This window comes from Armatimonas sp., from assembly GCF_031410135.1.
Classification (GTDB): domain Bacteria; phylum Armatimonadota; class Armatimonadia; order Armatimonadales; family Armatimonadaceae; genus Armatimonas.
The window spans coordinates 1-13868 of sequence record NZ_JANNYP010000048.1; the positions used below are offsets into that span (position 1 = coordinate 1).

The 13868-nt window shown below is 58.9% G+C and carries 13 protein-coding genes and 1 pseudogene; 7 read left to right on the forward strand and 7 right to left on the reverse strand.

Annotation, left to right across the window (positions count from 1 at the left end):
* The first annotated feature begins 226 nt into the window (after window positions 1-226).
* From RMO15_RS01655 to RMO15_RS01670, 4 genes are all read left to right on the forward strand, one after another.
* Window positions 227-799: a hypothetical protein gene (locus tag RMO15_RS01655; protein WP_309707211.1), complete on the forward strand. Its 573-nt coding sequence runs from the start codon at window positions 227-229 to the stop codon at window positions 797-799.
* A gap of 193 nt (window positions 800-992) precedes the next feature.
* Window positions 993-1775 (forward strand): inositol oxygenase family protein, encoded by a 783-nt coding sequence (locus tag RMO15_RS01660; RefSeq protein WP_309707213.1) that lies wholly within the window; start codon window positions 993-995, stop codon window positions 1773-1775.
* A 154-nt stretch (window positions 1776-1929) separates the two neighbouring features.
* Window positions 1930-3252, forward strand: coding sequence for an aminotransferase class I/II-fold pyridoxal phosphate-dependent enzyme (locus RMO15_RS01665; RefSeq protein WP_309707214.1), 1323 nt, complete (start codon window positions 1930-1932; stop codon window positions 3250-3252).
* Between the two features lie 35 nt (window positions 3253-3287).
* The gene (locus tag RMO15_RS01670; RefSeq protein ID WP_309707216.1) at window positions 3288-4553 is read left to right on the forward strand and encodes a hypothetical protein; all 1266 of its coding nucleotides are present in this window, start codon (window positions 3288-3290) and stop codon (window positions 4551-4553) included.
* Here RMO15_RS01670 and trpC read toward each other — a convergent pair.
* The 7 genes from trpC to RMO15_RS01705 all read right to left on the reverse strand — a co-directional run bounded on the left by trpC (window position 4542) and on the right by RMO15_RS01705 (window position 11370).
* On the reverse strand, window positions 4542-5462 hold the full coding sequence (gene trpC / locus RMO15_RS01675; protein WP_309707218.1) for an indole-3-glycerol phosphate synthase TrpC: 921 nt from the start codon (window positions 5460-5462) through the stop codon (window positions 4542-4544). The genes RMO15_RS01670 and trpC overlap by 12 nt on opposite strands.
* Before the next feature lie 45 nt (window positions 5463-5507).
* Window positions 5508-6512 carry an anthranilate phosphoribosyltransferase gene (gene trpD, locus RMO15_RS01680; protein WP_309707219.1) on the reverse strand — a complete coding sequence of 335 codons (1005 nt, stop codon included), beginning with the start codon at window positions 6510-6512 and terminating at the stop codon, window positions 5508-5510.
* Between the two features lie 26 nt (window positions 6513-6538).
* Window positions 6539-7090: a hypothetical protein gene (locus RMO15_RS01685; RefSeq protein ID WP_309707221.1), complete on the reverse strand. Its 552-nt coding sequence runs from the start codon at window positions 7088-7090 to the stop codon at window positions 6539-6541.
* A 4-nt stretch (window positions 7091-7094) separates the two neighbouring features.
* On the reverse strand, window positions 7095-8003 hold the full coding sequence (locus RMO15_RS01690; protein WP_309707223.1) for a TonB family protein: 909 nt from the start codon (window positions 8001-8003) through the stop codon (window positions 7095-7097).
* Between the two features lie 12 nt (window positions 8004-8015).
* Entirely contained in the window at window positions 8016-10484 is a 2469-nt protein-coding gene (locus tag RMO15_RS01695; protein WP_309707224.1) for a TonB-dependent receptor, read from the reverse strand.
* A 64-nt stretch (window positions 10485-10548) separates the two neighbouring features.
* Window positions 10549-10854: a hypothetical protein gene (locus RMO15_RS01700; RefSeq protein WP_309707226.1), complete on the reverse strand. Its 306-nt coding sequence runs from the start codon at window positions 10852-10854 to the stop codon at window positions 10549-10551.
* Window positions 10855-10926: 72 nt separating this feature from the next.
* Complete coding sequence (locus RMO15_RS01705) at window positions 10927-11370, reverse strand: transcriptional repressor (protein ID WP_309707227.1); 444 nt, start codon at window positions 11368-11370, stop codon at window positions 10927-10929.
* A gap of 136 nt (window positions 11371-11506) precedes the next feature.
* Here RMO15_RS01705 and RMO15_RS01710 point away from each other — a divergent pair, with 136 nt between their 5' ends.
* From RMO15_RS01710 to RMO15_RS33140, 3 genes and pseudogenes are all read left to right on the forward strand, one after another.
* A complete protein-coding gene (locus RMO15_RS01710) occupies window positions 11507-12166 on the forward strand; it encodes a hypothetical protein (RefSeq protein ID WP_309707229.1) in 660 nt (219 codons plus the stop codon).
* Between the two features lie 11 nt (window positions 12167-12177).
* Window positions 12178-13293, forward strand: coding sequence for a HupE/UreJ family protein (locus RMO15_RS01715; protein ID WP_309707231.1), 1116 nt, complete (start codon window positions 12178-12180; stop codon window positions 13291-13293).
* A 142-nt stretch (window positions 13294-13435) separates the two neighbouring features.
* Window positions 13436-13615, forward strand: a pseudogene (locus RMO15_RS33140) (DUF1559 domain-containing protein); the annotation flags it as partial.
* Window positions 13616-13868: the final 253 nt, after the last annotated feature.

The window sequence follows — 13868 nt, forward strand, 5'->3', positions numbered from 1 at the left end:
CAGGCGGCACCCGCACCAGCGAGGCAGGTAAGTAGAACGCATTAGCTATAGGGTACAATCCCAAAATCGTCATTCTGAACGCTACGGCATAAATACTCGTTAGCGCCACTACGCTTAAGCAAATCGAAAAATGAATCCAAGACCCTATATACGAGTGCCAAGACGTGTGGCTGAGGCAGTTTCGTCGAAATTGCATTATGACTATCTGTGTTTCAAGGGTAGTACTATGGACGAGGCATATTTAGTCGAAAAAGTTGGGGACATCCTCAGGGCATGTTATAGTCCATCAGATTACGAAGTGCAAAACGGCTATGTTCATCCATGTTTAAGTAAAACGGGGAGAGGTAGAAAGCCAGAAATTGACAGCGTGGTCATAAATAAGTCATCAGATACAATAATGATTGCTATAGAAGCTAAATGGGCTGGTTCATCTCATTGCACGCCTGCCAATATACTTTGGGATATAGTTCGTCTTAAGATACTGGTAGATAGAAATCCAAATTGTACTGGTGTTTTTTTAATTGCAGGTCATAAAAAAAATATTGATGTGTGCTTTTCACTCCCATTTTTTGCTCCAGGAACTCAACATCCGCTTCAGCAGGGCAATACACGTAAGAAAACTTTTAGTATTAGAGCCAATAAAGATCATCAATCATTTATTGAAATCCAGAAAAATGCCTGGAAGAAAAAATATCCTAACCTTGAAGTGCCTGACTCGCTAGTAACGGTTCTCGAAGATCCCACAAAATCGGCGAACGAGGTCAATAGATTTGTGGCAAAGGCATGGGTAATTCGTTAGTTGCGCTAACTAATCGTTTGAATGAGATACCTTCTAGCGGCTTTTGCACGCCTCCGGCCTCCTCGCACCTCAGACACTTTGATGGCAGGGATTAAGACCACAATACTCGTCAGCCCACTGTAGAATCGGCAGTTCCCTTTCCCCTTGCTCACTATGGGCAGGAAATCCTGGCGTTTTTGCCGAACGGTGAGGCATGGAAACCAGCACCGAGCATAAGTTCCGGGACTACGAGGCCGAGGCGCGGGACACGGTCAAGACGTTCTACCGCCTCAACCACACCCACCAGACCCTGGACTTTGTGCGCGCCAAAAAGGCCGACTATCTGGCGCTGAGCCGGCGCGAGATGGGCATCTGGGAGGCGATGGAGTTTCTCAACGAGCTGATCGACGACTCCGACCCCGACGGCGACTTTACCCAGATCGAGCACCTGCTGATGACCTCCGAGGCGATCCGCAAGGACGGCCACCCGGACTGGTTTGTGCTCACCGGCCTCATCCACGACCCCGGGAAGATTCTCTGCCTCTTTGGCGAGCCGCAGTGGGCCGTGGTCGGCGACACGTTTGCGACCGGCTGCAAGTACTCCGAGAAGTGTGTCTATCCCGAGTTCTTCGCCCTCAACCCCGATAGCCAGGTGCCCGAGTACCAGACCGAGTACGGTATCTACGAGCCAGAGATGGGCCTCGACAATGTCCACCTCTCTTGGGGCCACGACGAGTATCTTTACAACGTTGTCAAAGACCACCTCCCCGACGAGGCGCTCTACATGATCCGCTTTCACTCGTTCTACCCCTGGCACAACGAGGGCGCCTACACACACCTGACCAACGCCAAAGACCGCCAGCTCCTCAGTGCCGTCAAAGCCTTCAACCCCTACGATCTCTACACCAAGACCGACGAGCGCCCGGATGTAGAAGCTCTGAAGCCCTACTATCTAGAGCTGATCAACAAGTTCTTCCCGGCCAAACTACGCTGGTAACTGCCCCCCTGCCGCCGGTTGAAAACCGGCGTCTGCAGTAGCCTTCGGCTGCAAAGCCCGTTCCGGGCTCCCGAATCTCCAGCCCGGAACGGGCTTTGCGGCGCGAAGCGCCACTGTTGACGCCCCATTCCATGGGGCGAAACGATGGGGGAAGATGCACCAAGACAGCACGCTCGATATTTTAAAAGACGCTCTCGCCACGCTAGGCGCGGGCTTTACCGACCTGCCGCCGCACACGGAAACCGCCGATCCTGCGGCGATAAGCGCCGTCTTGCGGGAGGTGGCGGTTCGGCTTCAGGATAACTATCCCTACTTCCATCCGCTCTACGCCGGGCAGATGCTCAAGCCGCCGCACCCCGTGGCGCGGCTGGCGTATCAGCTCGCACTCTACATGAATCCTAACAACCATGCGCTTGATGGGGGGCGGGCGAGCTCCCAGATGGAGAAAGAGGCGGTAGCGCAGCTCGCGGCGATGTTTGGCTGGACGACCTTTCTGGGGCACCTGACCAGCGGCGGGACGATGGCAAACCTAGAGGCGCTCTGGGTGGCGGGGCGGCTCGCGCCGGGGAAAGTTGTGCTGGCATCGTCGCAGGCGCACTACACGCACGGGAGAATCAGCGCGGTGCTGGGGCTCCCCTTTGAGGCCGTGCCCGTGGATCGCTTCGGGCGCATGGACACCGCGACGCTGGAAGCACGGCTGGAGCGTGGCGATGTCGGCTGCGTCGTCGCAACTCTAGGAACCACGGCGACGGGCTCCGTAGACCCCCTCCCCGAGATTCTGGCGCTGCGGCAAAAATACGGCTTCCGCCTCCACGCCGACGCTGCCTACGGCGGCTACTTCGGGCTGGCGGAGAACTTGGGCGAGAGTGCGCGGGCGGCGTTTGATCAGATCAGCGGCGTGGACTCTCTCGTCATTGATCCGCACAAGCACGGGCTGCAACCCTATGGCTGCGGCTGCGTGTTGTTTCGCGATCCAAGCGTCGGGCACCTCTACAAGCACGACTCGCCCTACACCTACTTTAGCTCCACCGAGCTTCATTTAGGGGAGATCAGCCTGGAGTGCTCCCGCGCCGGAGCCGCCGCCGTGGCGCTCTGGGCGACGCAGAGACTCTTGCCACTGACACCAACCGGTGAGTTTGCGGGGATGCTGGCGCAGTGCAGAAGCGCCGCGCTCGCTCTCTACGAAAAACTCGCTGCCGATCCACGCTTTATGGTCGGCTTACCCCCCGAGCTCGATATTGTCGTCTGGACCGTGCGTGAGGGCTCGGCAAGAGCAGTCTTTGAGGAAGCGGCGCGACGAGGGCTGCACCTTGCCCTCGCCGAGCTACCAGGCGCGTTTTTTGGTCTTGACACGGAGCGCGTCTCCTGCCTGCGCTCTGTGCAGATGAAGCCCGAGCACGCAGATTCTGCGTGGCAGGAGGCGCTCTGGAGCCTCCTCTCCAATGCCACCGATGCCATTACAAGCCGAGAGACGTGATTGCTCCTTCATAGATTGATGATAAAATAGGACAAATGCGTCTTATTATCGCAACTCTGGCACTGGCGGCGACCGCGGCACTGGCGAGTGCCCCGAAGCGTCCCGATGCGACGGCGGAGTATCTCACTGCTACGATGGACGATCCCATTGCGCGGCTCCAGAAGCGCTTGGCTCAGGGAGAGGTCAAGCTGCGCTATGAGCCACAGGGTGGCTATCTCAAGGCGCTGCTAAAAGAGCTCCAGATTCTCCCCTCCTCCCAGATGCTTGTCTTCTCCAAAACGAGCCTCCAGCTCTCGTTTATTACCCCCAGTACGCCCCGTGCGCTCTACTTTAACGACAACTGCTGGGTGGGGTTTGTCCAAGGCGGGCAGGTGCTGGAGCTGATGGCACAAGACCCGGTGCAGGGCTCTGTTTTCTACACGCTGGCCCAGAATCCCAATCGGCTCGTTCTGAAGCGCCAGACCTACGAGTGCCTGCAGTGCCACCAGTCCTCGGTGACGAAGAGTATCCCAGGGCATGTGATGCGCTCCCTCTATGTGCGCGCCGATGGCCAGCCGGACTTTTCTGCGGGCTCGAAAGTGACGACCGATGAGAGCCCGTTTGAGGAGCGCTGGGGGGGCTGGTACGTGACGGGCACTCATGGGAGGATGCGGCACTTGGGCAATGAGCTCGCACGGGGCGGCGATGGCGATGCGCGTATAGACTCTGAGGCGGGAGCCAATCTGACCAACCTGCGCGAGAAGTTTGACACCTCGCCGTATCTCACCCCCCACTCCGATATTGTCGCGCTACTGGTGGCGGAGCACCAGGGAGCGCTCCAGAACCTACTGACCCGTGCGAGCTATCTTGTCCGCGATACCCTCGCCGATGAAGCCCAGCTCAACGCCGCGCTGAAAGAGACGGGCCGTCGGGAGAGCACCACGCGCCGGATTGCCAGCGCGTGCGAGCCGCTGGTCAAGGCACTTTTCTTCGGCGACGAAGCGCCGCTCAAGGATAAAGTGACCGGCACCACGCCCTTTGCACGGCAGTTCGCCCAGCAAGGTCCCCTCGATGGCAGGGGCCGCACCCTGCGTGATCTGGATCTACAGACCCGCCTCTCGCGCTATCCTCTGAGCTGGATCATCTACTCGCCACCGTTTGACGCGCTTCCCCAAGAGGCAAGAGCCTACGTCACGCGCCGCATCCAAGAAGTGCTCTCTGGCCAAGACAAAACCAAAGACTTCGCACATCTCACGGAGGCAGACCGAACCGCCATCCGCGAAATTCTCATGGCAACCAAGCCCGCACTATTACGCAAGTAGATCTCTCGTGGCGGCTTCGACATCGGGCTGGCGCATGAGCGACTCCCCGACCAGAACGGCATGGGCTCCGGCGGCTCCCATGCGCCTCACATCCTCGGCGGTGAAGATGCCACTCTCCGCGACGGCGACGGCGTTTTGGGGAAAGAGCGGGGCGAGGCGCTCGAAGGTCTCTAGCTGAACGGTGAAGGTATTCAGGTCGCGGTTGTTCACCCCAAGGAGCGTCGCGCCGGACTCGACGGCAAGCGCCAGCTCCGCTTCGTTGTGAACTTCTACGAGAACGTCCATCCCGAGCTGCTCAGCGGCGTGGCGCAGCTCGGCGAGGCGTGCGGGTGAGGGAATCGCGGCGACGATCAGTAAAATCGCATCAGCACCCGCAAGGCGCGCCTCGTAGATCTGGATCGGGTCAATCAGAAAGTCTTTGCGTAGGAGTGGCAGAGAAACAACTTCACGAATCGCGGCGAGATAGCCCAGATCACCCTGAAAGTAGTCCCGATCCGTCAGCACCGAGAGGCAGCTCGCACCACCTGTAGCGTAGGCTTTGGCAATCGCCACAGGATCGAAGTCGGGGCGGATCAGCCCCTTGCTTGGTGAGGCCTTCTTAACTTCGGCGATCAGGGCGACGGCGCTCATTGCCCTCCCCCGGCTTCGTTCGTCCCTCTCTTCGCCACCCCCTCCCAATAATGGGAGAGGGTTGGGGGGGATAGAAAACCCCCTCTGTATCTCCCCCTCCCTTCCCGTTATCGGGAGGGAGGGGGCCGGGGGGAGGGAGGGCAACAGAGCCGCGCGAAACCCACGTGTCGGCGGCAGGTCGGCACAGCGGGTAAGCAGGTCTGACGGTTTGCTCTTTGCCTTAAGAGCCGCGACTTCGTCGCGCTTGGTGGTAAGAATCTTCTCTAAAATATCACTCATGAAATTCCTTATTGTCCCCCCGCCCAGCGGGGGTTAGGGGGAAAACTATCTCTGTGTGAACTCCACAAACTGGTTGAGCTTCGACAAGGCGGCACCAGAGTCGAGGGTCTCGGCTGCCAGCGCGATGCCGTCGGTGAGGCTGGTGGCGGCTCCGGCGACATAGAGCGCGGCTCCAGCATTGGCCAGCACGATCTCGCGGCGGGGGCCAGGTGTGCCTGAGAGAATCGCACGCACGGTGGCGGCGGGGTCGTCATTGTTTGGTGCAAGGGCCTCGGGAGTTGTTTCGGAGAAGCCGAGGTCGGGAGGTGTGAGGGTGTAGGTTTTTACCGTACCGTCCTTGCCCTCCGCAACAAGGGTCTCTCCAAACGTGGAGAGCTCGTCGAGGCCCGCTTTTCCGTGCACGACTAAGACGTGCTCGGCTCCCAGGCGCAGCAGAACCTTGGCGAGGGGCTCGCAGAGAGCGCCGTCGTAGACCCCGAGCACTTGTCGGGTCGCGCCTGCCGGGTTAGTCAGCGGCCCCAGTGCGTTAAAGATCGTCCGAAAGCCCAGCTCCGCACGAACCGGCGCGGCGTGTTTCATGGCCGGATGATGGCTACGGGCAAAGAGAAAACCGATCCCGACCTCATCTATGCAGCGTCCCACGGCTTCCGGGGAGAGATCAAGGCGTGCGCCCAGTGCTTCCAGCACATCGGCGGAGCCAAACTTGCTCGTGGCGGCACGGTTGCCGTGCTTGGCGATAGCGACGCCCGCGGCGGCGGCGATAAAGGCGGCGGTGGTCGAGATATTGAAGGTTTTTCGTGCTGCGCCGCCGGTGCCACAGGTGTCCACAAGAGGCTTGCGGTGCGTGGTGACTTTGAGTGAGTGTGCCCGCATCCCACGGGCAAAGCCGGTCAGCTCCTCCACGCTCTCGCCCTTGAGCCGTAGGGCTGTCAACAATGCCCCGAGCTGTGCCGGTGTCGCATCGCCCGCCATGATCGTGCCCATCGCGGCCTCAGCCTCGGCCTCGGAGAGCCCAGAGCCGCCGATTACTTTTGCCAGAGTTTCTTTCACGAGGAGTATTCTATCGCCTTAGCAGGTCAGTCCATGTCCGTGAGCATCAGAACCCAGACCAGGCCGCGCATGCGATTGACAACTACCAGGGTCGCGTCCCAGGCGATATCGTGAAGCCAGCCATGCCAGCCCTCTTCGCACAGATAGGTTGTGTACTCCTCAGGAGCACCGGGCAGAAAAGCCGTGCAGAACGCCAGTGCCTCATCTTCCGCGTCCTCGGCGGAGCGGTCGCAGGCGACATACGCGCCGCCGCTGATCAGGCGCAGGGCGAGATGGTCTTCCAGAGGCTCATCGAGGCGGAAAAAGCTGGGCACTAGGCTCGGGTCGGGGATGCGCTGCGGATCGGGAAGTGCCTCCAGCACACTCGGAAGGCGCAGGAAATCTCGTGGAAACCCGAGCCGATCCAGGTCATCGTAGGCGGCGTGCGCCAGCCAGAGCGGGTGCGGCTCAACCGTGAACGCGCGTAGCTCCGCCCCACCATTGGTGTAGATATGCTGGAGCGCCTCCAGAAACGGCAGGGTCTCCTCCGGAACGGAGACGCTCTGCACCTGAAGCTCTTGCCAGAGAGGTTGCTGCATACATCTACTGTACCTCAAACTCAAACTTGAAGCGCTGGGTGCTGGCAACCGCTTGCCCGCTCTTCAGGGCGGGCTTCCACGTCCATTTTTTCAGCGCTTCTAGCACTCGCTGGTCTACCTCCGTGTTCCCTGAGGAGGTTCGTAGGGTTACCTCGAAGCTACCATCGGCCTCGATCTCCACGACGACGCGCACAAAAGACTTGAACTCGCCTTTTTTGAGAGAGTCGGGGATCGTGGGTTGCACCTGGCGGCCTGGCTCGGCCTCACGAGTAGGCCCAGAAGGCTTCGGTGTGGGTGCTGGCGTAGGCTTGGGAGTCGGGGCGGGTGTCGGGCGCGGTGTGGGAGTGGGCTCCGGCGTGGGTTTTGGAGTGGGACGCGGTGTCGGTGTGGGCTCTGGAGTCGGCTTTGGGGTTGCCGCAGGCGCACTGGGCGCGGCTTGAGATTGGGCTGGGGCAGCGCTGGGCCTCGGAGTGGGCTGGGGGAAACTATCCACCGAGGTCTGGGCGCGCTCCGTAGGCTTTGCCGCAGGCCCACCAACAGCGGTGAGCACGGGCCGCTCTGCGGGCGCAGGGGCCTGGCGAGTGGGTATCTGCACCGGTGGTAGCTTGGGAGAAAGTGGGCGGAGATTTGGCTGCGTCGGCGGTGGTGTGGTGAGAGGCAAGTGCGGCACAGGCGTTGGAGCAGGCGTCGCCTGCGTCGGGAGTGGGGTCGCTTTTGGAGCAGGAGTTGATGTTGTCTTACACTCAGGACAGTCCTGAAAGATAATCTCAAGCGGCCCCGGATGCGCATCTTGGTGGCCTTGGTGGGCTATCGAGATGTGCATCACCGCAAGCAGAAACACTGCATTGAACGCGAGGGAGAGCCCAAGGGCAGCTCCAAAGCGCGGGCGGAGATTATCTTTCAGGATTTCCATTTGGTCTCTGGGTTAGAACTTGCGGGTGAGGCTGAGCATCACGCGGCGGCCCTGCTGGAAGCGGGTGCCGGTGAAGGGGGAGTTGAAGTTCATCACGGCGCGGCTGTCGAGTAAGTTCTCCACCGACAGGTCTGCCAGGAAGCCATTGGGAAGGAGCTTGCCGCCCGTGGAGTAGCGGAAGTTGATCTCCGCACGTGCCTGCCGCTTACCACCATCCACGGTTGCATCCTCGTCCTCCGGATTGACAATCGGGGATGAAAACGCACCGCTGCCGTAGTAGGCGCTCAGGGCGACATTTGAGCCATTCTTGAGGCCGTAGGTTAGCCCGCCCGAGAGCGTGTTGAGCTGGTCGTGGTCGGAGTAGGCCTCTTCTCCATCAATCAGCTTGTTGATGGCATTGGCCCAGGTGAAGAAGCTCCCAAGCCCGACTCCACCCTTGGGCGTTTTATCGTAGGAGAGCTCCAGGCCATTGGCAAACGAGCCTCTACTGATGTTGACTGTCGAGAACACTCCGATCTGAGTTCCAGGAATCAAGATGGCGGTATCGAGCTGGTCGTGGAACCACTTGCGGTAGGCGGCAAGCTTGATCGTTTGATTCTGGGGGAGCTGGCGCTCCAGGCTCGTCTCGATCATCTTGACGCGCTGAGGCTTGACGGCCTCTCCAATCAGCCCACCTTGGGCGAGCGGCGGCTGCGAGAAAAGCTGGTTGTACGAGGCGCGGGCAATGGTCTTCGGCGCGACATTGTAGGCAAGATTGACACGCGGTGAGAGATCGGTAGCGGTGAGAGATGCGCCCGCCGCGCCGTCTACGTTCTGCTGGGAGTTGTAGGTGTCGAGGCGCAGGCCGTAGTTGATCGTCAGCTTCTCGCTTGCCTTGAAGGTGTCTTGGGCGTAGGCCGCGCCGTAGTAGCCCTTGCGCTTGACCCGAAGTGTGGGTGTGGCGGTGGCACCTCCGACGATATAGTCATCCCCGACCATGTTGCCCCCCGGAGCGACAAGCCGCGCATCAAGCTCATGAAGGGCATTGAGTGCGGTCTGGCTGCCAGGGACGATCTGGTAGCTCTCGTTGCCGCGCTGGTCGGAGAAGATGCCGCCGAACTTGTAGGTGTGCTTGCCCTCGTTTACCGTGAGGTTAGCCTGCAGCTGGCTCTGATTATATGTCCGCTTGATCGTCGGGTGAAACTCAATGGACGAGTCCGCAGCGAGGCTACTGGAGGAGATCGTCGCCCCATTGCCCGCCGTATTATTGAGCAGATCCTGCCGCGACTCCGACGAGCCATAGGTGACAACTGCTGTGGTCTTCGCATTGAGCTGCTTGCGGTACTGAAGCGTCCCAAAGCCGTTGTTATCGTTCTGATAGATGTCCTGCCCGAGAGTGTCTTGCGAGGCGAGCCCACTGCTGGCGTTTTTAAGCCCTCCGTAGCCAAAGCCCTGCCCGACAGGCTCGAACCTTGCGCCTAGCCCCGTACGATTGGCGATCTGGGTGCGGGCGGGAGCGGAGTTCACGGTGAAAGAGAGCTTCTCTGCGGCGGAGAGCTCGTAGTCGAAGTTGGCAAAGAGAGTCTGGGAGGTCTGGCCGTTATGGCGCGTTTGTTTATCGGGCTGCGGAGCCTCGATAGCATTGTCCGTGGTGCGGCCCGTGTAGTTGACTAAGTAGCCCAGCTTTTTCTTCTCGGCACCGAGCTGGCCGCCTGCGGTAAAGCTGGTCTCGCCCGTGCCAAAGCCACCGCCGGTCACGGTTAAAGTGCGAAACGGCACCAGCGTTCCCGAGCGGAGCGTCAGATTGAGCGCCGCCGCCGTCTCTGAGCCGTACTCGGGCGCGAAGCCGCCGGTGATCACATCAATGGTCTGGAGGGCATCAGGCGCGAGAAACTGTCCGGCACGGCCCTGAAACGCGCCGGGGAGCAAGAAGCCATTGAGATAGATTGAGGTGGCGGCGTGCTCGCCACGGGGGTGCACCTGGTTCACCGAGTCCTCGGCAAAGCCCGGAACCGCACGGATCGCTTTGGTCAGGCTCTGGCGGTTGCCCGCCGTCAGCGGAAACTTCTGAATCATCTCGCTCGAAAGAGACTTTGCCGACGACGCATCGCCGCTCCGAATCCGATCGCGCACCGCGGTGATCTTGATGGTCTTCTCTTTGAGGGGCTCCAGCAGAATCTCGACCTCGGTGGTGGCATCGGCGACCACGGTGACCGACTGGGTGTCTTTCTGGAACTCCCCGACGGAAGTGGAGAGCTTCCACGCCCGGTTTTCAAGCGGCGGAGTGAGCGCGGTGCCATCCGCTCCCGTGGTGACAGTCAGCGGGGTGCGTACACCCGCACTGTCGGTGAGAATAATCTTAGCGCCGGAGAGAGGCTTCTCAGACTCGGCATTGAGAACTTTGATTTTTAAGCGACCGACCACGTCGGCGTGGGCAATGGAAGAAAGAGAGACAGAAATAGCAAGTACAAGCCCAAGACGGGCCACAGACGAAAGACGCATGAGGTATCAAACTCCTGGAAAAGCGAAAAAGAAAAACGACGATTATCCCAGGGCAAAAGCCCTGTCAGGAGAGAGGAGTAGGGGGGCCACGTGTGGTATGTCGGGGAGAAACTAGGGCAGTGGTGGGAAGCAAGAGAGCTAGCCGCGACGTTTTGAGCACCAGGGTTGCGGCAGGAAGAGTGAGAGAGGAGCCTACGAGAGTGGTTGGGGCCGCTTGGAGGGAACAGAGGGCACAGGAGTCTCCCGCACCGAGTGTGAGATGCGTGGCTGCTCTGTCTGGCTGTGCTTGATGGCTCTTGTCATGAGTAAGAGGGCACCAGAGGCAGACAAACAACCAAAGCGCCGCGACGGTAGTCGTGACACTCTTCATTATTCGTTGTTTTTTGCAAGTAGTAGCCATGCGTTACTGTGTGCTTATTATAACACAGTAACAGTATCGAGACTACTTCGGGGCGGTTTGGCAGCGCTCGCAGGTTCCATGCAGAGTTAGCGTGTGGCTGGCAACCTGGAAGTTATGGGGAATCGTGGTCTGTGTGAGCATGGCATCTACCATACAGCCCTCGAAGTCGGCAATCGAGCCGCAGCTATCGCAGACCAGATGGTGGTGGTGCTCGGTATCCGAGGGGCCGGGGGCGGGCTCGTAGCGGTAGAACCCCTCGCCAAACTCGGTTCGGTTGAGTAGGTCAAGCCGGGTTAGCTCATTGAGCGTGCGGTAGATCGTGACCAGATTAATGTCACTCTCGGTCTGCTCATAGATGTCTTGAGCCGAGAGAGGGCGCTCACTGGCAGCCAGCAGGCGCAGGAGAATCCGGCGCGGGAGCGTTCGTCGCATCCCGGCCTGCTCAAGGGTGGCTTCAAACCACTGGAGGCGCTCATCCTTGGTCATCGTTCTTGTGGAAAATTATATCATGGGGAGAAAATATTGTTGCGTTTGGATTGTTTAAGTAACTCTGTTGCAATATTTTCTGTGTTGCGGTATTCTTTCCCTAAGCGAGGTGATGGTGGGCAAGGCATTTACTCTGATGGAGATAGTGGTAAGTATTGCAATTATTGCAACACTTTCTGCCGTTATCTTCCCCGCCTTTGCACAAGCGCGTTCACGGGCGCAGCAGAGTGCGTGTGCGAGTAACTTGCGCCAATTGAGCTGTGCCGCGCTTCAGTATGCGGCAGACCATGAAGGGCTGCTGCCCCTGACCAGTCACTCCGGTACGGCTTCTTCCTGGGCAACCACGCTAAATCCCTATGGTGCTGTCCAAGCGCTACGGGTCTGCCCCAGCGATCCTCTCGCGAGCATGCGTTCTGCACAGGCGGGATCAAGCTATGCCTGGAACGAGAATCTGCTGGGAGAAGTTGCTGGCTCTCACGATGCAGGAGACGACTCGGAGGTTGCTTATATGCCTGCCGCTGGCGTCGAGCGGCTCAGCCAGCCTACCCACACGCTTCTTCTTCTGGAGCAGAGCGCGGCCAGTGGAACGGACTCTCGCGGCGATCATATCCACAACCGTGCCTGGCAGCGTTTTCCGGGCAAGCTACTTGAGATGCTCCAGAGCGATCTGGCGCTCACCCGCCACTCCGGGGGCTTTCTCACGATCTGCGCCGACGGTCACCTGCATCACTTTCCTCCTGGCCAGCTGGAAGCCCAGGCACAGCAGGGGCACGATCCCCTTCAAATTCCTCTCTGAAAGCACTGACTATGAAATCTCTGCGCATTTTCTGGCTCTCTTGCCTTTTTTGTCTCCTGCTTGCCGTGCCCGTCTGGTCACACCCGATGCAGGTGGAGGCCGTGGTTGCCAAGCTCCGTCCTCAGGAGAAGTTTCTCTATATCGAGTTCGTGGGCAATGTACAGGACATCACCCAGATCCCCAGTGTCACGCTCGGCGATGAGCGCCGCAACCCAGACGGCACTTTTCCCGCCGATTTCCAGAAGAAGCTGGAGGAGTATATCAACGGCGGCTTCAAATTGGAGCAGGCAGGTCAGCCCTGGCCCGGTGAGCTCACCCAAGTACGCTACGACAACAGCCTGGATGTCACCCGCTCGCGCTTCACGCTCTCGATGCGCTACCCACGCACCTCGGGACAGACGCAGGCGATTAAGATCACCAACACGCTCTTTGACTACCTGCCCAATGCGGAGACAATGATCGTGGCCGGGGGCACCACGCAGCGCCTCAAGACGGGCAGCCAGGCGACGGTCAACCCGGCGGACATGGCGACCAACTTGATGCGCAATATCCAGCAGTTTCTGATCTCGGGCATGGAGCATATCTTCACCGGTCCAGATCACATGCTCTTTATTTTTGCCTTCTTGCTGGCCACCACAAGCTTTAAGTCTATTATCAAGACCCTCACGGGCTTTACTATTGCCCACTCGGTCACGCTGATCCTCACCACACTGGGAATCCTAAGCTTTCCCGCTCGCTTAGTGGATGTGATTGTCGCTCTCTCGATTGTCTTTGTGGGCGTGGAGAACATTGTCGGTCTGCGCAAAGATAGCGCCTTCAAGAAGCGCTTTTGGGTAGCGACTTGCTTTGGCTTTATCCACGGTTTCGCCTTTGCGGGCAACTTAAAAGACATGGGGCTGCCGGAAGGCAGTGCGCTGATCTGGAGCCTCCTCTCGTTTAACCTTGGCGTAGAAACCGCACAGGTGCTGCTCTGCTGCGCGATCTTCCCGTTGCTCCTGCTCTGGCGGAAAGACACGGAGAAGCGCCGTGGCTCCAGCCTCAACTGGAAGAATATACAGCTCATGTTCTCTGGGCTAATCGCAGGAGCAGGGCTTGTCTGGATGTTCCAGAGACTCTTTAGTGGATAAGTTTTTGCAATTTATTTGCATTAATTTCTGAGTTGTGATAGCTTGATCGCGTGAGTTACTCTGTGTGGGGAAAAACAGCGACCACACCCGCCCCGGCACTTTTCAGCCTCTTGCCGGGGCGGTTTTTTTTATGAGGAAATCTATGAAAAAAGTCTTTACTCTGATTGAGCTTCTTGTCGTTATTGCCATTATTGCGATTTTAGCGGCGATTCTATTTCCTGTCTTTGCACAAGCGCGGGCCAAGGCGCGACAGACCAGCAATATCTCAAACCTCAAGCAGATCGGTCTCGCCGTGCTGATGTATGTCCAAGACTACGACGAGACCATGGTGCCCTACTTACTGCCACGTGTAGGCGGAGGGACGGTCTGGTGGCATGGGGTGACTTTGCCGACTAGTCCCCTGACCTACCGGCGCGAAGAGGGACTGATCCAGCCTTAGTAGTCGTCCAAAATCTACTTCCGTATCTTGACATTGCAAACCTTACCTTGGCGTTGGCGTCAAGCGAGGCTTGAATGTGTAGTTCCAGCGGGGGCACACTTCATGGAAATGTAAATTGAGTGTTTGCATCACCTCC